Annotated in this window: 20 protein-coding genes and 1 tRNA gene; 10 read left to right on the top strand and 11 right to left on the bottom strand. The window is 76.1% G+C overall.

Annotation, left to right across the window (positions count from 1 at the left end; all coding sequences use genetic code 11):
* Window positions 1-2: 2 nt before the first annotated feature.
* From ACI79H_RS15970 to ACI79H_RS15960, 3 genes are all read right to left on the bottom strand, one after another.
* Complete coding sequence (locus tag ACI79H_RS15970) at window positions 3-2,393, bottom strand: SpoIIE family protein phosphatase (protein ID WP_456555393.1); 2,391 nt, start codon at window positions 2,391-2,393, stop codon at window positions 3-5.
* On the bottom strand, window positions 2,390-3,028 hold the full coding sequence (locus tag ACI79H_RS15965) for a biliverdin-producing heme oxygenase (protein ID WP_456555392.1): 639 nt from the start codon (window positions 3,026-3,028) through the stop codon (window positions 2,390-2,392). The genes ACI79H_RS15970 and ACI79H_RS15965 overlap by 4 nt, the downstream gene beginning before the upstream one ends.
* Before the next feature lie 80 nt (window positions 3,029-3,108).
* Window positions 3,109-3,663, bottom strand: coding sequence for a DUF488 domain-containing protein (locus ACI79H_RS15960; RefSeq protein WP_456555391.1), 555 nt, complete (start codon window positions 3,661-3,663; stop codon window positions 3,109-3,111).
* Window positions 3,664-3,703: 40 nt separating this feature from the next.
* Between ACI79H_RS15960 and ACI79H_RS15955 the strand changes: the two genes are divergently transcribed.
* Complete coding sequence (locus ACI79H_RS15955; protein ID WP_456555390.1) at window positions 3,704-4,870, top strand: MFS transporter; 1,167 nt, start codon at window positions 3,704-3,706, stop codon at window positions 4,868-4,870.
* Between the two features lie 2 nt (window positions 4,871-4,872).
* Here the strand turns inward: ACI79H_RS15955 and ACI79H_RS15950 are convergent, their stop codons facing one another.
* The 5 genes from ACI79H_RS15950 to ACI79H_RS15930 all read right to left on the bottom strand — a co-directional run bounded on the left by ACI79H_RS15950 (window position 4,873) and on the right by ACI79H_RS15930 (window position 8,473).
* The gene (locus tag ACI79H_RS15950) at window positions 4,873-5,217 is read right to left on the bottom strand and encodes a hypothetical protein (RefSeq protein WP_456555389.1); all 345 of its coding nucleotides are present in this window, start codon (window positions 5,215-5,217) and stop codon (window positions 4,873-4,875) included.
* A 43-nt stretch (window positions 5,218-5,260) separates the two neighbouring features.
* On the bottom strand, window positions 5,261-6,091 hold the full coding sequence (locus ACI79H_RS15945; RefSeq protein ID WP_456555388.1) for an ABC transporter permease subunit: 831 nt from the start codon (window positions 6,089-6,091) through the stop codon (window positions 5,261-5,263).
* A complete protein-coding gene (locus tag ACI79H_RS15940) occupies window positions 6,088-7,017 on the bottom strand; it encodes an ABC transporter ATP-binding protein (protein WP_456555387.1) in 930 nt (309 codons plus the stop codon). Before ACI79H_RS15940 ends, ACI79H_RS15945 begins: the two co-directional genes overlap by 4 nt.
* A 201-nt stretch (window positions 7,018-7,218) precedes the next feature.
* Window positions 7,219-8,307, bottom strand: coding sequence for an NAD(P)-binding domain-containing protein (locus ACI79H_RS15935; RefSeq protein WP_456555386.1), 1,089 nt, complete (start codon window positions 8,305-8,307; stop codon window positions 7,219-7,221).
* A 90-nt stretch (window positions 8,308-8,397) separates the two neighbouring features.
* Window positions 8,398-8,473, bottom strand: a tRNA-Lys gene (locus ACI79H_RS15930).
* Between the two features lie 204 nt (window positions 8,474-8,677).
* Between ACI79H_RS15930 and ACI79H_RS15925 the strand changes: the two genes are divergently transcribed.
* The 4 genes from ACI79H_RS15925 to ACI79H_RS15910 all read left to right on the top strand — a co-directional run bounded on the left by ACI79H_RS15925 (window position 8,678) and on the right by ACI79H_RS15910 (window position 11,856).
* Window positions 8,678-9,871: a L,D-transpeptidase gene (locus tag ACI79H_RS15925; RefSeq protein WP_456555385.1), complete on the top strand. Its 1,194-nt coding sequence runs from the start codon at window positions 8,678-8,680 to the stop codon at window positions 9,869-9,871.
* 81 nt (window positions 9,872-9,952) lie between these two features.
* Window positions 9,953-10,423 carry a hypothetical protein gene (locus tag ACI79H_RS15920; RefSeq protein ID WP_456555384.1) on the top strand — a complete coding sequence of 157 codons (471 nt, stop codon included), beginning with the start codon at window positions 9,953-9,955 and terminating at the stop codon, window positions 10,421-10,423.
* Between the two features lie 58 nt (window positions 10,424-10,481).
* A complete protein-coding gene (locus ACI79H_RS15915; RefSeq protein WP_456555383.1) occupies window positions 10,482-11,564 on the top strand; it encodes a WD40/YVTN/BNR-like repeat-containing protein in 1,083 nt (360 codons plus the stop codon).
* Window positions 11,565-11,574: 10 nt separating this feature from the next.
* On the top strand, window positions 11,575-11,856 hold the full coding sequence (locus ACI79H_RS15910; protein ID WP_456555382.1) for a ubiquitin-like small modifier protein 1: 282 nt from the start codon (window positions 11,575-11,577) through the stop codon (window positions 11,854-11,856).
* 4 nt (window positions 11,857-11,860) lie between these two features.
* On the opposite strand, the gene ACI79H_RS15905 is transcribed toward ACI79H_RS15910, so the two are convergent.
* Together ACI79H_RS15905 and dapA are read right to left on the bottom strand one after the other, a co-directional pair.
* Window positions 11,861-12,103, bottom strand: coding sequence for a hypothetical protein (locus ACI79H_RS15905; protein ID WP_456555381.1), 243 nt, complete (start codon window positions 12,101-12,103; stop codon window positions 11,861-11,863).
* A 97-nt stretch (window positions 12,104-12,200) separates the two neighbouring features.
* On the bottom strand, window positions 12,201-13,100 hold the full coding sequence (gene dapA, locus ACI79H_RS15900) for a 4-hydroxy-tetrahydrodipicolinate synthase (RefSeq protein ID WP_456555380.1): 900 nt from the start codon (window positions 13,098-13,100) through the stop codon (window positions 12,201-12,203).
* Between the two features lie 115 nt (window positions 13,101-13,215).
* On the opposite strand from dapA, the gene ACI79H_RS15895 reads away from it, so the two are divergent.
* From ACI79H_RS15895 to ACI79H_RS15875, 5 genes are read left to right on the top strand one after another with little or no spacing between them, the layout of a single operon-like run.
* Window positions 13,216-14,358 (top strand): acyl-CoA dehydrogenase family protein, encoded by a 1,143-nt coding sequence (locus tag ACI79H_RS15895; RefSeq protein ID WP_456555379.1) that lies wholly within the window; start codon window positions 13,216-13,218, stop codon window positions 14,356-14,358.
* A 55-nt stretch (window positions 14,359-14,413) separates the two neighbouring features.
* On the top strand, window positions 14,414-15,217 hold the full coding sequence (locus tag ACI79H_RS15890; RefSeq protein WP_456555378.1) for a crotonase/enoyl-CoA hydratase family protein: 804 nt from the start codon (window positions 14,414-14,416) through the stop codon (window positions 15,215-15,217).
* Window positions 15,202-15,909, top strand: coding sequence for a GDSL-type esterase/lipase family protein (locus tag ACI79H_RS15885; protein WP_456555377.1), 708 nt, complete (start codon window positions 15,202-15,204; stop codon window positions 15,907-15,909). The genes ACI79H_RS15890 and ACI79H_RS15885 overlap by 16 nt, the downstream gene beginning before the upstream one ends.
* Before the next feature lie 60 nt (window positions 15,910-15,969).
* Window positions 15,970-17,673 carry an ABC transporter gene (locus ACI79H_RS15880; RefSeq protein ID WP_456555376.1) on the top strand — a complete coding sequence of 568 codons (1,704 nt, stop codon included), beginning with the start codon at window positions 15,970-15,972 and terminating at the stop codon, window positions 17,671-17,673.
* On the top strand, window positions 17,670-19,256 hold the full coding sequence (locus ACI79H_RS15875; RefSeq protein ID WP_456555375.1) for a GTPase: 1,587 nt from the start codon (window positions 17,670-17,672) through the stop codon (window positions 19,254-19,256). The genes ACI79H_RS15880 and ACI79H_RS15875 overlap by 4 nt, the downstream gene beginning before the upstream one ends.
* A 5-nt stretch (window positions 19,257-19,261) precedes the next feature.
* Here ACI79H_RS15875 and ACI79H_RS15870 read toward each other — a convergent pair whose 3' ends face one another.
* Window positions 19,262-19,813 carry an AAA family ATPase gene (locus ACI79H_RS15870; RefSeq protein ID WP_456555374.1) on the bottom strand — a complete coding sequence of 184 codons (552 nt, stop codon included), beginning with the start codon at window positions 19,811-19,813 and terminating at the stop codon, window positions 19,262-19,264.
* Window positions 19,814-19,874: the final 61 nt, after the last annotated feature.

Genomic DNA, 19,874 nt, shown 5'->3' with positions numbered 1-19,874 from the left:
GGTCAGGCGGGGCAGGGCCGGAGGCAGACGGCGACCAGCGCGACGTCGTCCTCCGCGCCCTCGGGCAGCAGGCGGGTGAGCAGCGCGTCGCACAGCTCGCCGACCGGCTCGTCGCGCAGCTCCCCGAGCGCCGCGGCCAGCAGGTCGACGCCGTCGTCGAACACCTGGTCACGGCGCTCGACGAGGCCGTCGGTGTAGAGCAGCAGCGTGCTACCGGGCTCGAGGAGCACCTCGTGCTCGGTGCGCGGCCGGGACGCGTCGGCGCCCAGGAGCAGGCCCGGCCGCGCGTCCAGCGCCCGCACCGCGCCGTCCGGGCCGCGCAGCAGCGGCGGGAGGTGGCCGGCGCTCGCCCAGCGCAGCACCGTCCCGCCGTCCCCCTCGGGCCGTTCGAGCCGGCCGACGACCACGGTGGCCAGGGCGCCGAGCCCGAGGCCCTCGATGGCCCCGTCCAGCTGGCCGAGGAGGGCGGCCGGGTCGGCGCTGCCCGAGTAGGCGATGCCGCGGAGCATCCCGCGCAGCTGGCCCATCGTGGCAGCGGCGTGGCTGTCGTGGCCGGCGACGTCGCCGATGACCAGGAGCGTCGACCCGTCGGGGAGGTCGAAGACGTCGTACCAGTCGCCGCCGACCTGCGTCTCCCGGGCGGCGGGCACGTACCGGACGGCGAGCTGGAAGCCCTGGGGCTGCACGGGCTCGGTGAGCAGGCTGCGCTGCAGCGTCTCCGCCGCGCGGACCACGCTGCGCGAGCGGGCGTAGAGCGCCTCGAGCAGGAGCGTGCGCAGCTCGGTCGCCTCGGCGACCTGGGCCGGGGTCCACGGCTCCGACCGGCCGCGCACCGTCTCCCGCCAGCGGTCGAAGGACTTGCGCGGGCTGAGCCGGATCCCGTCGCCCTCGCGCTCGGCGATCGCCTTGTTGTGCGGGTCGCCACCCCAGTCGACGCGCCGCACCGCCTCGCGGCGGTGCCACAGCACGTGCTGCCCGTCGGGCAGCGGCAGCACCAGCACGCCGCAGGCCACCTCGACCGGCACCCCGAGCTCCGGTGCCTCCTGCTGCAGGGCGTCGGTCGCCACGGCCTCGCCACCTCGGGCGGCCGCCCAGGCGGTCACCGCCTCGACGACGTCGGCGGGGAGCGGCTCGCCCTTGGTGCCGGTCCCGCTCTGCAGCGAGAGGGTGACGCCGTCGGCGGGGAGCAGGTCCAGCAGGCTGGTCGAGCCGAGCAGCGCCTCGACCAGCGAGCGGTCCTCGTCCAACGTGGCCGCGGTCAACCAGGCCAGGGTGGAGCGGACCTGCAGGGCCCGGTGCACCTCGTCCTCGGCGGTGCGGTCGACCAGCCGCAGCGACAGCGTCGAGCCGAGGAACTCCGCCGCGGCGCGCGTGGCGAAGGGCGGCTGGTGCGGGCCGGCGTAGTGGTGGCAGGCGATGAGGCCCCACAGCCGGTCGTCCTGCAGCAGGGAGATCGACATCGAGGCGCGCACGCCCATGTTCTTCAGGTACTCGATGTGGATCGGGGAAACGCTGCGCAGCGTGGAGTAGGTGAGGTCCAGCGGCGCCCCGGTGTCCGGGTGGAGGACCGGCTGGATGCGGCTGGGGACGTCGTCGACGTCGTTGAACAGCCGGATCCAGTTCTTCTCGTACAGCGCCCGCGCCTGGGCCGGGATGTCCGAGGCGGGGTAGTGGAGGCCGAGGAAGGAGTTGAGCTCCGCGGCCTTGGCCTCGGCCACCACCTCGCCGTTGTGGTCGGCGTCGTAGCGGTAGACCATCACCCGGTCGAAGCCGGTCAGGCTGCGGACCGCCCGGGCGGTGATGTCGTAGAGCTCCTCGAGCGAGGACGCCCGGTTGAGCTGGGCGACCGTCCCGCGCACCGCCTGGTAGGTGTTCGGGAAGGAGAACGGTCGCGGGCCGACGGAGGGCTCCAGCTCGATGACCAGGTTGGTCAGCGGCGGGGCGCCGGCGTCGACGGGCTGGCCGTGCTGGTCGCGGCTCCCGCTCAGGATCGCGCGGTGCAGGATCGCGTCCACCGGCACCGGTGCGCCGTCGACCTCGAGCACGATCTCCAGCGGGTTGCGCTCGCGCAGGTCGCCGAAGGCGCTGGCCGAGCGGACCACGGCCTCGGCGGCCGGGACGCCGAGCACCTCGGCGAGCCGACGGCCGAGGGCGTCGGTCCAGTCGATCCCGGTGTGCTCGGCGAGGTTCTCCGACACCTGGACGACGACGTAGTCGGGCTCGCTGACGGCCAGCAGCGCGCCGCGCGGCTGGACGGTGCCGGGGATGTGGATCGGCTCGCGCTCGCAGTTGGTGAGGTCGACCGGCTCGCCCGGGGCCAGCCACGTGACGTCCGGCCCGGCGGTGGCGGCGACGTCGGCTGCGTGCGTCTCCGTCGCGCCGGTGTCCGTCACCTGCCGACCCCCTGCGTCCGGCCCGCCGGCGCGCACCAGCCGCCCAGCACGGTGAAGGTGGTGCGTGCGGCGGCGAGGACGCGGTGCGCGTCGCCGCCGCGGGCGACGTGGGCGCGGGTCGCGCGCCGGAAACCGGCCCACATGGCGCCGGTCTCGTCGCCGTAGGGGGAGAAGGCCCGGACGCGGACGCCGTCGAGCCCGGGCAGCTGCGCCAGGTGCCGGTCGATGAAGACGCCGCCGAGCGTCGAGCCCTCGAGCACGTACATCCGGCCGAGCGCCTCGTCGGTGCCCCCGACGTCGGGCAGCAGCGGGCTCCGGTCCGACGGCGCGGAGCCCAGCCGGTCGAGGTCGCGGGCGAACAGCGCCGTGCGCCGGCGGCGGGGCCACTGCGCCTGATCGGCGTCGGCGGGGTGCCCGTCGGCCCAGCGGTCCAGCCCGGCCTCGGCGGCGCGCCAGAAACCGTGCATCAGGTCCAGCACCTGGACCAGGCGCGGGCGGCTCAGCGCGGGGTCGAGCAGGTCGAGGGCGCGCTCGACGTCCTCGTGCTCGGCCGCGGTGCCCGTCCGGAGCAGGCGCAGCACGTCGTCGTCGGTGCCGCGGTCGTCGTCCAGCGCAGCGTCGGTCCCCGCAGCCATCAGCTCGAGCGTAGGCGACCGGATGGCGTGCCGCGGACCGGGAGGCCGGGAGGTGTGCGAGATCTGCGCACTCGGGCCCCTCACGCCCCTGATCCCCCCGAGTTCGCAGATCTCGCGGGCCAGGAGATGCTCCCGTCGTCGGCGACGGCGGCTCCCGCGGACGGCCGGTGCGGGGCGAGCCGGCCGTCGGGCATCAGGTGGGAGACCGGCGCGCCGTGGCCGAGGACTGCGACGTCGGCGATCAGCCGCCGGTGGCAACGCCACCACACGCTCTCGCTGCACATCACCGCCACGGTGGTGGTCGACGCCGCGGCGAGCAGTTCGTCGAGGGCGGCGGCGAACTCGGGGGTGCGGGTGTGCGCGGCGTAGGCCGCGAACTGGCGGACCGTCCACCAGCCGTCCTCGACCACGGCGTCCTCGGGCAGGCTGCGGCGTCCACCGAGCCGGGGGTCCCAGCTGTAGCCGATGCCGAGGGCCGGCACCCACTGCTCGAGCTCCTCGCGGCGCACATCGGGGTTGGACCGGCTGCCCGGGAAGCGGCGGACGTCCACCAGCGCGCCGATCCCGGCCGCGACCAGGGCCGTGCCGAGGCCGGCGCGGTCCCGGGGGCCGTGGCCGACGGTCACCAGGGGCATGCTGCGCGCCTACCCCGGACGGCGCTGTCACCATCTCCGGGTGGGCGAGGCAGGAGCGCGGGTGCGGACGTCGCTGTGGCGGTCGCGCGGGATGCAGGCGCTGATCGGGGTCACCTTCCTGGGGTTCGCCAGCTACTGCCTGATGCTCGCCGCGCTGCCCGTGTACGCGGTCGAGGGCGGCGCCGCGGAGAGCACCGCGGGCGTCGTCACCGCCGTCTTCCTCCTGGTCACCATCGCCGTGCAGGCCACGGTCCCCGGGCTGACCGCCCGGTTCGGCGTCGGCCCGGTCCTGGTTGCGGGGCTGCTCGCCATGGGCGTCCCGTCGCCGTTCTACGCGCTGGACGACGGCGTCGCCTGGATCAGCGCCCTGTCGGCAGTGCGCGGTGCCGGGTTCGCCGTCCTGACCGTCCTCGGGGCGACGCTGTCGGCGCGGGTCGCGCCGCCCGAGCGGCGTGGCGAGTCCATCGGCCTCTACGGCCTGGCCATCGCCGTGCCGAACATGCTCGCGGTACCCGGCGGGGTGGCCCTGGTGCTGGGCGACTCGGTGGCGCTGCTGTCGTGGCTGGGTGCCTCCCCGGTGCTCGGCATCCCGCTGGTGCCGCTCCTGGTGCGCTCGCTGGACCCCCAGCCCGTCGCCGGGCGGGCCGGGACCGACCGCGCGGCGGCGCTGGCGGCGGTCGCCCCCTCGCTGGTGCTGTTCGCGGTGACCCTGGCCGGCGGCGGGCTGGTGACCTTCCTGCCGATCGAGCGCCCGGACGGCGTGCTGGCGACCTCGGCGCTGCTCCTCTACGGCGCCACGGGCGCGGTGAGCCGCTGGCGGGCGGGGGTGCTCGCCGACCGGATCGGCATCCGGCGGCTGCTGCCCGCCGGGCTCCTGCTGTCCGCGGCCGGCATGGTCGCCCTCGGTGGAGGGCTGGTCGCGGGCGACGCCTGGGTGCTCGTCGGCGCCGCGGTGTTCGGCACGGGCTTCGGCGCCGTGCAGAACCTGACGCTGCTGTCCTCCTTCGCCCGGGCCGGCGGGTCCGGCGCGACGGCGGCCAGCGCGGTGTGGAACGCGTCCTACGACGCGGGCACGGCGACGGGTGCGCTCGCGCTGGGGGTCGTGGCCGCGGGCATCGGCCTCGACCTCACCTACGTGGCCGTCGCCGCCGGGCTGGCTGCGCTGCTGCCCCTGGCGGCCGGCGCAACCCGGCCGGTGCGCGGCTGAACTCAGCCGCGCAGGCGCGCCGCGGCCTCGTGCAGCGACCGGATGAAGAGGACCTCCTCGCCCGACCGGCGCAGCCACGCCCGCAGCCCTTCCAGGTCGCCGCGGGACCGGTCGCGCAGCTGCCCCAGGTTCACCTGGCGCGTGCTGGCCTGCGCCCGCTGCGCCGGCGGGAGCGCCCGACCCTCGGCGCGGGCGACCGCGGTCAGCCCGGCACCGAGGAAGACCAGGTCGCGGACCTCGGTCAGCTCGGCGAGCAGGGTGTCGGCGGCAGGATCGCCCGCGGTGAGGAGGGCGAGGAACTCGTCGGCGCGGCGGCGCCCGTCGGCGGCCGGATCGGGGGAGGTCACCGCACCACTGTCCCCCGGCCGGGACGGCCGGGGGACGGGCGGGTCAGGCGTCGCGACGCCGGAAGACCAGCCAGGCGACGGCGGAGAGCACGGCGATCTCCGCGGCGAAGACCGCGAAGCCGGTCCACGGGGCCATGAGCTCGGGGTTGAACGAGACCGGGACGGCGACGGGGCTGCCCGCGTTGCCGGGCATGAGCTTCGCGGTCCACTCACCCCACGCGCCCGGCAGCAGGAAGGCCATGTTGCCGACGACGAAGACCAGCGCGAGCACGGTCGAGAGCGCAGCGGCGGTGTGCCGGACGAGGATGCCGACGGCGGCGGCCAGCAGGCCCAGGCCGGCCATGTACAGCCCGCTGCCGAACATCGATCGCAGCACGCCGTCGTCGGACAGCGCCAGGCCCACGCCCTCGCGGTCGAGGAACCAGTTGCCGGCGAGGTAGCCGACGAACGCGGTGACCGTGCCGGTGACGAACAGCGTCCCGGTGAGGACCAGCGCCTTGGCCGCCAGCACCGGCGTGCGCCGCGGCGTCGCGGCCAGCGTCGCCCGGATCATCCCGGTGCCGTACTCGCTGGTCACCGCCAGCGTCCCGAGCACGATGGCGGTGATCTGCGCGAACGTCATGCCGAAGGTGATGAACGAGCCGGGCGACTCGTCGGCCTCGCTGCTGGCCAGCCACTCCGCGTTGAGGGCGCAGACCAGCACGGTGAGCCCGGCGCCGAGGACGACGAGCATCGCCGTCGCCCAGGCCGTGGAGCGAACCGACCAGAACTTGATCCACTCCGACCGCAGGGTGGAGCCGAAGCCGGGCCGCGTGCCCGGGACGTTCCGGCGCGGGTCCAGGGCGACGGTGGTGCTGGCGGCGGTCACGGTCATCGGGGTGCTCCTGCGAGGTCGTCGCCGGTGCGGGCCGAGTACTCGACGCTCGCGGCGGTCAGGGTCATGAAGGCGTCCTCCAGCGAGGAGCGCACCAGCGTCAGCTCGTGCAGGTACAGGCCCTTGTCGCCGACGAGCTCGCCCACGGCCGCGGCGTCCAGGCCCTGGACGTGCAGCTCGTCGTCGACCGGTGCGACCTCCGCGCCTGCCGCGCGCAGCAGGTCGGCGACCTGCCCCTTCTGCGGGGTGCGGACCCGCACGTAGGAGGCGGCGTGCTCGGCGATGAAGTCGGGCATCGAGCAGTCCGCGAGGATCCGGCCCCGGCCGATGACGACCAGGTGGTCGGCGGTCAGCGCCATCTCGGACATCAGGTGGCTGGAGACGAAGACCGTGCGGCCCTCGGCGGCCAGCTGCCGGGCCAGCGTGCGGACCCAGCGGATGCCCTCGGGGTCCAGGCCGTTGACCGGCTCGTCCAGGACGACGACGGGCGGGTCGCCCAGCAGCGCCACCGCGATGCCGAGCCGCTGCCCCATGCCCAGGGAGAACTTGCCGACGCGGGTGCCAGCGACGTCCTGGAGCCCGACCAGGCCCAGCACCTCGTCGACGCGGGCGGCCGGGATGCGGTTGCTGGCGGCCAGCCAGCGCAGGTGGTCGCGGGCGGAGCGGCCGGGGTGCAGCGCCTTGGCCTCGAGCAGCGCGCCGACCTCCCGCAGCGGGGCGGGGGAGTCGCGGTACCGCCGGCCGTTGACGCTGACGGATCCGGAGGTCGGGCGGTCCAGCCCGAGCGTCATGCGCATCGTCGTCGACTTGCCGGCGCCGTTGGGGCCGAGGAAGCCGGTGACACGGCCGGGGGCGACGGTGAAGGAGACGCCGTCGACGGCGGTCTTCGCGCCGTACTTCTTGGTCAGGCCGGAGACGTCGATCATCGCCGCGGCCCGGGGGTCCGGTTCGGTGGGTTCATGGCGGAGAGCCTCGCGGCGCGCAGGTGGCCGGCACATCGGGGAGCGCCCTGAACGCACCCTGAACAGTCCCTGACGGGCATGCTCCTGTGCGAGATCGCCGCTCTCGCACGGTTCGTGGCACCAAGACGTGCGAGATCGGCGATCTCGCCGTGGTCGATGGTGGTCCTACGGGGTGCGGGCCGGCTCCGGCCGCAGCAGCCGCCGCAGCTGCCGGGCGGCGGACTGGCCGGCGCGGTTGGCGCCGATCGTGCTGGCCGAGGGGCCGTAGCCGACGAGGTGGAGGCTCGGCTCGCCCGCGACGTGCGTGCCGTCCATCCGGATGCCGCCGCCGGGGGCTCGCAGGTGCAGCGGCGCGAGGTGGCCGACGGCCGCGCGGAAGCCGGTGGCCCAGAGGATGGCGTGGGCGCGCACCTCGGTGCCGTCCGCCCACGCGACGCCGCCGGGGGTGATCCGGTCGAACATCTCCCTCCGCCGGAGGACGCCGCGGTCGAGGCCGTCGCGGACGTAGGGCGTCGAGGTGAGCAGGCCGGTGTGCCCCACGACGCTGCCCGGACGGCGGCCCTCGCGCACGGCGCGCTCGACCTCGGCGACGACGGCGCGGCCGGCGTCCTCGTCGAAGACCCCGTCGCGCCAGACCGGCTCGCGGCGGGTGACCCAGGTCGTGGTGGCGACCCGGCTGATCTCCCCGAGCAGCTGGGTGGCCGAGGCGCCGCCCCCGACCACGACGACGTGCTGGCCGCGGAACTCCTCGGCGGAGCGGTAGTCGACCGTGTGCAGCTGGCGGCCGCGGAAGGTGTCCTGGCCGGGGTAGTGCGGGACGAAGGGCCGGGTCCAGGTGCCGGTCGCGTTGACGACGGCGCGGGCGGTCCAGGCACCGGCGTCGCTCTCGACGCGGAACCGGTCGTCGTCGGTGCGGCGGACGGCGGTCACCCGGACCGGCCGGAGGACGGGCAGGTCGAAGTGCCGCTCGTACCCCGCGTAGTAGGCGGGCACCTGCTCGACGGCCGGGGCGGTCGGGTCCTCCGGGGTGAAGGGCAGCCCGGGGAGGTCGTGCACCCGGTGGGTGGTGGTCAGGGTGAGCGAGGGCCAGCGGTGCTGCCAGGCGCCGCCGGGCCCGCGGTCGGCGTCCAGGACGACGAAGCCGGTGCGCGGCGCGAAGCCCTGGCGCAGCAGGCCGTACGCCGTCGACAGCCCGGCCTGCCCGGCCCCGATGACGACGACGTCGACGTCGCGGAGGACCGGCGGGCTGGTCATGCCGGGAGCAACGGGGGTCGGCGGCTCCGGCTTCCCGGGGTCACGGGAACGACGGAGCGGCCCGGTCCTCGAGGACCGGGCCGCTCCGGGTGGTGCGCCATCAGGGACTCGAACCCCGAACCCGCTGATTAAGAGTCAGCTGCTCTGCCAATTGAGCTAATGGCGCGAGCCGCCCGCTGCCGGGCGACGAGGGAGAACGATACCAGCGCCCCCGGGGCCCGGTGCGGGGTGGCAGCGAGGCCCTCGCCACACCGCCCGGCCGATCGTTACGCGGGCGTTGTCGCACGTCACACCCGGTCGGTCGCGATCGGTGGACACTGGGGTGCCGGATCGCCGTCCAGCGGCGCCGGCGGGGGAGAGGAGTCGCGAGGTGCGACGTGCAGCGGCAGTGCTGGCGATGAGCTCGCTGGTGGTCCTGGCGGGGTGCAGCGGGAGCGACGGGGAGAGCCGGTCGAGCGGGGGCTCCGGATCCGCCGGCGGCTCGGCCGCCCCGGCCGAGCTCACCGTGGCGCCCGCCGACGGCGCCGTCGACGTCCCGCCGATCGCCCCGCTCGAGATCTTCGTGACCGAGGGCGAGCTGGCCGAGGTCACCGTGGTGGACGGCGCCGGCGCGCCGGTCGAGGGCGAGGTCCTCGAGGCGACGGACGACGCCGCCGCGGACGTGTGGACGCCGGCGGCCCCGCTCGCCTACGGCACCAGCTACACCCTGACCGCGACGGCCACCAACGCCGACGACGAGGAGACCGAGGCCTCGTCGACCTTCACGACGGTCACCCCGGCCGCCCTCTCCACCCCGTCGGTCGGGCCGCTGGACGGCACCACGGTCGGCGTCGGCATGCCCATCCGCGTCTACTTCGACGAGCCGGTGGTCGACAAGGCCGCCGTGGAGAGCCACCTGCTGGTCACCAGCTCCAACCCCACCGACGGCGTGTGGAGCTGGCTCACCGACAGCGAGGTGCACTTCCGGCCCTCGCAGTACTGGCCGGCCGACACCGAGGTCACCCTCGACGCCCAGCTGTACGGCGTCGGGTTCGGCGACGGGATCTGGGGCGAGAAGAACCGCACCGTCCGCTTCTCGATCGGCGACCGGCACGTCTCCGTGGCCGACGCCGGCAGGCACGTGATCGACGTCTACGACGGCGACCAGCTGGTGCAGAGCTGGCCGATGAGCGCCGGCGGCCCGGACTTCCCGAGCCGCAACGGCCCGCACGTCGTCACCGAGCTCAACCGCGACCGGGTCATGGACTCCAGCACCTTCGGCGTCCCGGTCGACAGCCCGAACGGCTACCGGACCCCCGTGGAGTACGCCGTCCGGCTGTCCAACAACGGCGAGTTCGTGCACGCCGCCCCGTGGTCGGTGGCGCAGCAGGGCAACAGCAACGTCTCGCACGGCTGCATCAACCTCTCCACCGAGCGGGCGGCCTGGTTCTTCGAGTTCTCCCAGCCGGGCGACGTCGTCGAGATCAAGAACTCGATCGGGCCGACCCTGTCCGCGGCCGACGGCGACATCTACGACTGGGCGATCCCGTGGGACGAGTGGCGGGCCGGCAGCGCGCTGAAGTGAGCCGCCGGACGGCCCGCGGCGGGCGCGTTTCCCGGTCCTGACCTGCGGGCACCCTCCATCCCGGACCGAGGGAGGCGCACCGTGGACACCTGGCTCATCGTCGTGCTCGTCGTCGTGGCCGTGGCGCTGATCGCGCTGCTGGCCCTGTACCTCAGCAAGCGCTCGCGGATCACCAAGGCCCGCAAGCGCGAGCAGGCCCGCGAGCACCTGCAGGAGGCGCAGCTCCGCTCCGCACGGGCGGACAAGGAGCGGGCGCTGGCCGAGGAGCAGTCGGCCGCCGCCCGCCGGGAGCTGGCCGAGGTGCAGGAGCGCGCCGCCCTCGCCGAGCAGGAGGCGCGCGAGCGGGCCGCCCGCGCCGACGAGGACCGCAGCGCCGCCGAGCAGCTCCGCGCCCGGGCGGAGAAGGCCGCGCCCGACCTCGTGCACGGCGGCACCGCCGACCAGGCGCACGGGCGGCACGCGTCCGCCGCCGACGGGACCCCTGGGTACGACGGCACCGACGGGCAGCAGCCGGCCACCGACCCCGGCACCGGCGGGGCCACCCGCCGCTGAGTTCCGCCCCGCCCGGCGGTCCTCACTCCCGAGGACCGTCGACCCGGGAGGGGCAACCATGACCGATCTGCTGGCGATCGGGACGCGCAAGGGGCTGTGGCTGGCCCGCAGCGAGGACGACCGGCGCACCTGGACGCCGGGGGAGCCGCACCTGCTCGCCCAGGAGGTCGCGGCGGTGTGCGTCGACACCCGCCGCCCGCGCCCCCGGGTGCTCGCCGGGATCCAGTACGGCCACTGGGGGCCCTCGGTCGTCCGGTCCGACGACCTCGGGGCCAGCTGGCAGGAGACCGACGAGGGCGCCGTCCGCTTCCCCGAGGACACCGGCGCCGCGCTCGCCCGCGTGTGGCAGCTGCGCCCGGACACCGCCGACCGGCCCGAGGTGGTGTGGGCCGGGTGCGAGCCGCACTCGCTGTGGCGCAGCACCGACGGCGGGTGCAGCTTCTCGCTGGTCCGCGGCCTGTGGGATCACCCGCACCGGCCGAGCTGGGAGCCCGGCGCCGGAGGTGGCGCGGTCCACACCGTGCTGCCCGCCCCGGGCTCGGACCGGGTCACGGTCGCCATGAGCACCGGCGGTGTCTACGCCAGCGAGGACGGCGCCACCGGGTGGACGCCGCGCAACCGCGGGATCAGCGCCGTCTTCATGCCGGAGCCCGCGCCCGAGTACGGCCAGTGCGTGCACAAGGTCGCCGTCGACGCGGGGGACCCGGCCCGCATGTACGCGCAGAACCACTTCGGCGTCTTCCGCACCGACGACGGCGGCGGCACGTGGACCTCGATCGCCGAGGGGCTGCCGGCCGACTTCGGCTTCCCGATCGCCGCCTCGCCGACCACACCGGGCACCGCGTGGGTGGTGCCGCTGGTGGCCGACCAGGAGCGGGTGCCGCCGGGAGGGCGGTTGCGGGTGCACCGCACGCGGGACGCCGGGGCCACCTGGACCGAGGTGGGGGACGGGCTGCCGGACGCCGCCTGGACCGCGGTGCTGCGGGACGCCCTCTGCGTGGACGAGGGCGACCCGACCGGCGTCTACGTGGGCACCCGCGACGGCTGCGTCTACGCCAGCTCCGACGAGGGCGACACCTTCACGCTGGTCGCCGACCACCTGCCCGACGTGCTCGCGCTGCGCGCCGCGCGGCTGCCCTGAGGAGGGGGAGGTGGCCGTCCAGGTGGTGCTGCCGGGGGTGCTCGCCGATCTGGCCGGCGGCGCCAAGCACCTCGACGTCGACCCGGCCGGGAGCACGCTGGCCGACCTGCTCGACGCGCTGGGGGCGCAGCACCCGACGCTGGCCCGGCGCATCCGGGACGAGACCGGGCGGGTGCGCCGGTTCGTGAACGTCTACGTCGACGGGGAGGACGTCCGCTGGCAGGACGGGCTGGCCACGCCCGTGCCCGACGGCGCCGTCGTGCAGGTGCTGCCCTCGGTCGCCGGCGGGTGAGGGGTCAGAGCGCGGCGAGCTCGGCGCAGGTGGTGCAGAGCTGCTGCTCGTCGTAGCCCTCCGGCGGCCACGGCTGCTGCTCGTCGATGGAGACGTAGGCGCCGCACAGCGCCTTGCGGCTCTGCCCGCTGACCCGGCCGATGGTGGCGTGCGCCGGGCCGATCTGGCGGGGCGTGAGGCCGTCCGCGCCGAAGCTGCCGACCATCACGACCGCGTGTGCTGTGCCGTACGCGTAGACGCTGGTCATGCCGCCAGGGTCCGAGCCGCCGGAGCCGGGGGCCAGCACCGCCGGGTGCGTGTTCGGCGCAGCCGCCACTCCCGCCCCGCCCGTCCCGCCCGGCGTCCTAGCCGACGAGCGCCGCCGCGAGCGCCGCACGGACCTCCGCCGTCTCGGCCTCGCCGGCCGGGAGCTGCGGCAGCCGCATCGCCGCACCCGGGATGAGCCCCGACAGGGCCAGCGCGAGCTTGGACCGCAGCGCGCCGTTGCCCGTGCCGGAGACCAGGTCGATGACCGGCAGCACCGAGCGGAAGGTCTCGCGGGCGCGCTCGGCCTCGCCCGCCCGGGCCAGCGCGATCACCTGGGCCAGCTGCGGGCCGACCAGGTGCCCGGCCATGCTCACCAGCCCGACCGCCCCGACGGACAGGAACGGGAGGAGCAGGCTGTCGTCACCGCAGTACCAGGCCAGGCCGGTCTCGGGCATGAGCCGCAGCGCTGCGACCGGGTCCTCGGTCGCGTCCTTGATCGCGGTGATCCGCGGGTGCCCGGCCAGCCGGCGCAGCGAGTCGGCGCTCAGCCGCATGCCGGTCCGCGCCGGGACGTCGTAGAGCATCACCGGCAGGTCTCCGGCGTCGGCCACGGCGGTCAGGTGGGCGACGACGCCCTCCTGGGAGGGGCGCGAGTAGTACGGGGTCACCGACAGCAGGCCGTCGGCGCCGGCCGCGGCTGCCTGGCGGGCCAGCTCGACCGCGTGCCGGGTGTCGTTCGAGCCGGCCCCGGCGAGCACGACCGCGCGGCCGGCCAGCGCGCCGACGACCTCGCGCACCAGGTCGGACTTCTCGCGGTCGGTGGTCGTGGGCGCCTCACCGGTGGTGCCGTTCAGCACGAGCCCGTCGTGGCCGGCGTCGGCCAGGTGGACGGCGAGCCGCACGGCCGCCTCCAGGTCGACGGCGCCGTCGTCGGTCATCGGCGTGACCATCGCGGTCAGCAGCGCGCCGAAGGGCCGGTCGGCGGGGAAGGCGGGCATGGCCGGGCAATCTACGTGCCCGCCATCCGCTGTGACGTCGGCCTCGACAGTCAGCGCTGTCGGTTATGTTCTCCGCAGCCTCCGGCCGGAGGCGGATCCGACCCCGGGGGTGGCCGTGCAGTCCGCGCTCTACGACGCCGAGCACGAGGCGTTCCGCGCCATGGTGCGCGACTTCCTGGCAGCGGAGGTCGTCCCGCACCACGCCGCCTGGGAGGAGGCCGGGGTCGTCGACCGCTCGGTCTGGCTCAGGGCCGGCGAGCAGGGGCTGCTCGGCATGGACGTGCCGGAGGAGTACGGCGGCGGCGGGGTGCGGGACTTCCGCTACAACGCGATCCTCACCGCCGAGATCGGCCGCGCCGGCGCCAGCGGGCTCGGCTTCACGCTGCAGAACGACGTCGTGGCGCCCTACTTGACCGGCCTCACCACCGAGGAGCAGAAGCAGCGCTGGCTGCCCGGACTGGTCAGCGGCGCGATCATCACCGCGATCGCGATGACCGAGCCCGGTGCCGGCTCCGACCTCCAGGGCCTCACCACCACCGCCCGCCGGGACGGCGACGAGTGGGTGCTCACCGGGTCCAAGACCTTCATCACCAACGGCATCAACGCCGACCTCGTGATCGTCGTCGCCCGCACCGACCCCGAGGCCGGCGCCCGCGGCTTCTCGCTGCTGGTGGTGGAGCGGGGGATGCCCGGCTTCGAGCGCGGTCGCAACCTGGACAAGGTCGGCCTCAAGGCCCAGGACACCGCCGAGCTGTTCTTCGAGGACGTGCGGGTGCCGGCCGCCAACCTGCTGGGCACCGAGGGTCACGGCTTCTTCCATCTCATGGAGAACCTGCCGCAGGAGCGGCTGTCGATCGCGGCGGGCGCCGTCGCCTCGGCCCGCACCGTGCTGGACCTGACCGTCGCGTACTGCAAGGAGCGCACCGCCTTCGGCAAGCCGATCGGCGCCTTCCAGAACACCCGGTTCGAGCTCGCCGAGATGCACACCGAGGTGACGGTCGCCGAGACCTACCTGGAGAAGGCGGTCCTCGAGCACAACGCGGGGCGCTTCACCGCCGAGGACGCCGCCATGGCCAAGTGGTGGACGACGGAGCTGCAGAAGCGCGTCGTCGACCGGTGCGTGCAGCTGCACGGCGGCTACGGGTACATGCTCGAGTACCCGGTGGCCAAGGCGTTCGTCGACTCGCGCATCCAGACCATCTACGGCGGGACGACCGAGATCATGAAGGAGATCGTCGGCCGCTCGCTGGGCGTCTGAGCAGTCAGCGCCCGGTACCCGCCCGTCCGCTCCTCGCACCGCCCGGAGGCCCGCCGTGACCGGCACCGACCAGCCCGCCCCGACCGTCCTCACCGAGCGGACCGGCCACGTCGTGATCGTCACGATCAACCGGCCGCAGGCGCGCAACGCGCTCGACCTGGACGTCGCGACCCGGCTGGCCGACGCCTTCGACGCCGCCGAGGCCGACCCGGAGGTGCGCTGCGTCGTGCTCACCGGGGCCGGTGAGCAGGCGTTCTCCGCCGGGGCCGACCTCAAGGCGCTGGCCCGCGGCGAGCGGGCGGTCGTGCCCGGCCGCGAGCACTACGGCTTCGCCGGGATCGTCCGGCACCCGACGAGCACCCCGGTGGTCGCCGCGGTCAACGGCGCGGCGCTGGGCGGGGGCACCGAGCTGGCGCTCGCCGCCGACCTGGTCGTCGCCGCCGAGCACGCCACCTTCGGGGTGCCCGAGGTGAAGCGCGGCCTGCTCGCCGCGGCCGGCGGCGTCTTCCGGCTGCCCGAGCAGCTGCCGCGCAAGGTCGCCATGCGGCTGGTGCTCACCGGCGAGCCGATGAGCGCCGCGGAAGCGCTGCGCTGGGGGTTGGTCAACGAGGTCGTCCCGGCCGCGGACGTCCTGCCGACGGCACTGGGGCTGGCCGAGGTCATCGCCGGCAACGCGCCGCTGGCCGTGCAGGCCAGCAAACGGCTGGCGTCGGCCATCGTCGACGGCGACCGACCGGCCGAGTCCGCGCTGTGGGACCGCTCCGGCGGGGAGATGGGCCGGCTGCTCGCGTCGGAGGACGCCGCGGAGGGGATGCGGGCGTTCGCCGAGAAGCGCCCGCCGCGGTGGACCGCCCGCTGACCCGCGCGCGGGCCTGGCCGGCGGTGGTGGCCGTCTCGGTGCTGGCGGTGCTCGCCGTGGTCGTGACGGCCCGGAGCGGGGCGGAGCCGGGCACGCCCAGGACCCGGCCGGCCGCCGAGGTGCCCGCGCTGGTGGACGGGAACGGCACGGTGGGGCCGGTGGTCGCCCTCGGCGACTCGCTCACCGCCGACGCGCGGCCCCGGTACTGGTCCTGGTACGTCGCGGCCCTGGCGGACGAGCCACGGCTCCTGGACGCGGGCAACGCCGGGATCCCGGGGGACACGACGACGGGCATGCTCGACCGGTTCGAGCGCGACGTCGCCGTCCACGAGCCGCGCGTCGTCGTGATCCTGGGCGGCACGAACGACCTGGCCGTGGGCCGCTCCGCCGAGGACGTGCTCGGCACCCTCGAGCAGCTGGCCGGACGGGTGCGCGAGCTGGACGCGGTGCCGGTGCTCGCCACCGTCCCGCCGCGGACCGACGGCGACCTCACCGAGCAGGTGGCGGACCTGAACGCCGCGATCCGGGCGTACGGCGAGCGCTCGGGCACGCGGGTCATCGACTTCTCCTCCGTGCTGGCCGACGACGACGGCGACTGGCTGCCGGGCTCCACCGACGACGGCGTCCACCCCACCGAGGCGGCAGCGGCGGCCATGGGCAGGCTGGCCGTGCGGGAGCTGTTCCGCGACTGATCCGGGCTCCCGCGGTGCGACTCACGGGTGGAGCGGCGCCCGCGCGGGCAGGAAGGCGGTATGAGCTCCGCTGCGCCGCGCCTGCCCGACGCCCTGCAGGCGCTCCGCGACACCCTGGCCGAGGCGCCGCTGCACCTCGACGTCCCCGGGCGCGACGAGGCGAGCCGCTCGGCGCGGGCCGTCGTCGACCAGGTCGACGACTACCTGCTGCCGCGCCTGCGCGACCTCGACGCCCCGCTGCTCGCCGTCGTCGGCGGGTCCACCGGGGCGGGCAAGTCGACGCTGGTCAACAGCCTGCTCGGTGCGCCCGTGACGACCGCCGGCGTGCTGCGGCCGACCACCCGGTCGCCGGTGCTGGTCTGCTCGCCGGTCGACCGCGACGCCTTCTCCGGCGACCGGGTGCTCCCCGGACTGCCGCGGAGCACCGGCGAGGGCGAGGCCCCGGGTGGGCTGCGCCTCGTGGTCAGCGACGCGCTGCCGCCGGGGCTCGCCGTACTCGACGCGCCCGACGTGGACTCGGTGGTCGAGACCAACCGGGAGCTCGCCGCGCAGCTGCTGGCCGCGGCCGACCTGTGGATCTTCGTGACCACCGCCGCCCGCTACGCCGACGCCGTGCCGTGGGAGCTGCTGCGCACCGCACAGGAGCGGGGCACCGCGCTGGCCGTCGTCCTCGACCGCGTGCCGCCGGAGGCCGCCGGCGAGATCGCCGCCGACCTCGGCGGCATGCTGCGCACCGCCGGGCTCGAGGCGGCCCGGCTGTTCGTCGTGGAGGAGCGGCCGCTGACCGGTGGGTACCTGCCCGAGGACCAGGTCGGCCCGTTGCGCACCTGGCTGCACGGCCTCGCGGCCGACCAGGAGCAGCGCGCGGCCGTCGTCCGGCAGACCCTCGCCGGGGCGCTGGAGAGCCTGGGCGCCCGGGTCGACGCGGTGGCCGAGGCCGTGGACCGGCAGACGGCCGCGGGCGCGGCCCTGCGGGAGTCGGCGGAGGCCGCCTACGCGCGGGCGTGCGCGGACGTCTCCGACGGCGTGGCCAGCGGTGCCCTGCTGCGCGGCGAGGTGCTCGCGCGCTGGCAGGAGTTCGTCGGCACGGGCGAGTGGATGCGCACGCTGCAGGGGCACGTCGGCCGGCTGCGCGACCGGATCACCGCCTCGCTCACCGGGCGTCCCACCGCGGGTGCGGGGTTGCAGCAGGCGCTCGAATCCGGCGTCGAGGTGCTGCTGAGAGACGCCGCGGAGGAGGCCGCCGAGCGCACGGTCACCGCCTGGCGCAGCACCCCGGGCGGACCATGGCTGCTCGCGGACCGGCAGCGCGAGCTGGAGACGGCGTCGCCGGAGTTCGCCGGCGTGGCCGCCGCCGAGGTGCGCGACTGGCAGGGCGCGGTGCTCGACCTGGTGCGCAGCGAGGGTGCCGACAAGCGCACCCGGGCCCGGACCCTGTCGTGGGGGGTCAACGGTGCCGGCGCGGTGGTGATGGTCGCCGTCTTCGCCTCCACCGGTGGGCTGACCGGTGGTGAGGTCGCCGTCGCCGGCGGCACGACGGCCGTGGGCCAGCGGGTGCTCGAGGCGGTGTTCGGCGACTCCGCGGTGCGGGCGCTGGCCGCCCGGGCGCGGGCGGACCTCGAGGTCCGCGCCGACCGGCTGCTCGTCGCCGAGCGGGACCGCTTCGACGACCTGGTCGAGGCGGCCGCCCCGCCGCCCGGCAGCAGCGAGCAGCTGCGCGCGGCGGTGGCCGAGCTCGCCGCGGCCCGGCGGGCGCAGCGGTGAGGCGCCGGGAGCGCGGGCAGCCGCTGGGCGAGCGGCTCGCCGCCCTGCGGGAGGCGGTCGAGGTCGCGGAGGGCCGGCTGGACGTGCCCGACGTGGCCCGCGCCCGCACCCTGCTGGCCAAGGCCGGCGCGCGCGAGGCGCTCGGGGACGCCACGGTCGTCGCGCTGGCCGGGGCGACCGGCAGCGGCAAGTCCACGCTGTTCAACGCGCTGTCCGGCGCCGAGGTGAGCACCCCCGGCGTGCGGCGGCCCACCACCGGGGTGGCGCACGCCTCGGTGTGGGGCGACGTCGGCGCCGACCGGCTGCTGGACTGGCTGGAGGTGCCCCGGCGGCACGCCGTCGGCGGCGCGGACCCGGCGCTGGACGGCCTGGTGCTGCTCGACCTGCCCGACCACGACAGCGTCCGGCTCGAGCACCGGCTGGAGGTGGACCGGCTCGTGGAGCTGGTCGACGTGCTGGTGTGGGTGCTCGACCCGCAGAAGTACGCCGACGCCGCGGTGCACGACCGGTACCTCGCCCCGATGGCCGGGCACGCCGGCGTCCTCGTCGTCGTGCTCAACCAGGTCGACCGGCTCGACGAGCAGGCCGCGGCCGCGTGCCGGGCGGACCTGCGCCGGCTGCTGGATGCCGAGGGCCTCGCGGACACCCCCGTCGTGGCCACCTCGGCGCGCACCGGCGCGGGCCTCGACGAGCTCCGCACCGAGCTGGCCCGCCGCGTCTCGGCCCGGCGGGCGGCCACCGAGCGGCTGACCGCCGACGTGCGGTCGGCCGCCGCGGCCCTGGCCGTCCACTGCCCGGACGGCGACGCCGGTGCGGTGTCCGGGCGCGGCGCCGAGGCCGAGCTGACCGGTGCCCTGGCCGACGCGGCGGGCGTCCCCGTGGTCGCGGCGGCGGTCGAGCGCTCGGCGGTCCGGGACGGGACCGCGCGGACCGGCTGGCCGCTGGTGCGCTGGGTGCGGCGGCTGCGGCCCGACCCCCTGGACCGGCTGCACCTGGGCGACGAGCGGGCCCGCTCCTCGCTGCCCGAGGCCGGGGCGGTGCAGCAGGCCGCGATGACCGCGGCGCTGCGCCGGGTCCGCGCCACCGCGGGCGAGGGGCTGCCGCAGGCCTGGCGGGACGAGCTGCGGCGCACCGCCGACCAGGCGGAGTCCGGGCTGGCCGACCGGCTCGACCGGGCCGTCACCGGCACCGACCTCGGGCCGGTCCGGGTGCCGCTGTGGCAGCGCGCGGTCGGCGGGCTGCAGTGGCTGCTGCTTGCCTGCGCACTGGCCGGGGCGCTGTGGCTGCTCGGGCTGGCCGTGCTGGGCTGGCTGCAGCTGGACGACGTCCTGCCGCTGCCGCGCGTGGAGGGCATCCCGCTGCCGACGTTGCTGCTGGTCACCGGGTTGCTGGGCGGCGCGCTGCTGGCGGTGCTCGCCCGGCCGTTCGTGCGCACCGGTGCCCGCCGACGACGGCGCCGCGCCGAGCAGCGGCTCACCGCCCGGGTGGGGGAGGTGGCGCGCGCCGAGGTGCTGGCGCCGCTGGACGGCACGGTCGAGGACGTGCGGGCCTTCTGCGCGGCGGTCGCCCGCGCCGGCGGCTGACGGGGCTACGCCGTCCCGAGGTGCGCGATCACCGCCCGGTAGGCGGCGTCCTCCTCGCCGGCCGACGTCGGCACGACCCGCGCCCTCGGGCGCCGCGCCACCAGGGCGACCAGCCGGTCGTACATCTCCCCGAGCTGGGCGTCGCCCCCGGTGGTCAGCGCCACCGCGTCGCGGTGGTGCGCCGCCAGGGCCGGGTCCGCCGACCGGGCGTGGAAGCGGGCCAGCGCGTCGTCGCGGGCGTCCATGAGGACGATCTCGGAGAAGCCGCAGCCCGCCGCGGCGGCCGCCCGCTCGAGCTCCTCGACGAAGGGTGCGCGGCCGAGGTACTGCGGGACCACGACGTCGTGGCCGGCGCGCAGGTGCTCGTCCGCCATCGCGAGGGCGATGCGGCGCGCGAGGGCGCCGGACTCCTGCGGGAACTCCTGCCACCGCCCCAGGGCCCTCCGCACCTCGTCCACGTCGAGGCAGAGGGCCAGCGGGTGCTCGGCCACGTACCGCCGGGCGAGGGTTGACTTGCCGATGCCCGGTGGGCCGTTGAGCAGGATCAGGCGGGCCATGCCGGTGGACACTAGGGCCGGACCGGGGTGCTTGTTGCAAGCGACTTGCAATAGAGTTCCC

The organism is Blastococcus sp. SYSU D01042, from assembly GCF_054050515.1.
The sequence above is the reverse complement of the archived record's forward strand: the minus strand, read 5'-3'. Positions and strand labels throughout refer to the sequence as shown.

Coding starts and splice junctions, on each gene's coding strand:
- ACI79H_RS15965 (WP_456555392.1), bottom strand. CDS start 3,028: ATGGCTGCGGGGACCGACGCTGCGCTGGACGACGACCGCGGCACCGAC.
- ACI79H_RS15940 (WP_456555387.1), bottom strand. CDS start 7,017: ATGATCGACGTCTCCGGCCTGACCAAGAAGTACGGCGCGAAGACCGCC.
- ACI79H_RS15880 (WP_456555376.1), top strand. CDS start 15,970: ATGAGCTCCGCTGCGCCGCGCCTGCCCGACGCCCTGCAGGCGCTCCGC.
- ACI79H_RS15905 (WP_456555381.1), bottom strand. CDS start 12,103: ATGACCAGCGTCTACGCGTACGGCACAGCACACGCGGTCGTGATGGTC.
- ACI79H_RS15915 (WP_456555383.1), top strand. CDS start 10,482: ATGACCGATCTGCTGGCGATCGGGACGCGCAAGGGGCTGTGGCTGGCC.
- ACI79H_RS15935 (WP_456555386.1), bottom strand. CDS start 8,307: ATGACCAGCCCGCCGGTCCTCCGCGACGTCGACGTCGTCGTCATCGGG.
- ACI79H_RS15960 (WP_456555391.1), bottom strand. CDS start 3,663: ATGCCCCTGGTGACCGTCGGCCACGGCCCCCGGGACCGCGCCGGCCTC.
- ACI79H_RS15945 (WP_456555388.1), bottom strand. CDS start 6,091: ATGACCGTGACCGCCGCCAGCACCACCGTCGCCCTGGACCCGCGCCGG.
- dapA (WP_456555380.1), bottom strand. CDS start 13,100: ATGCCCGCCTTCCCCGCCGACCGGCCCTTCGGCGCGCTGCTGACCGCG.
- ACI79H_RS15870 (WP_456555374.1), bottom strand. CDS start 19,813: ATGGCCCGCCTGATCCTGCTCAACGGCCCACCGGGCATCGGCAAGTCA.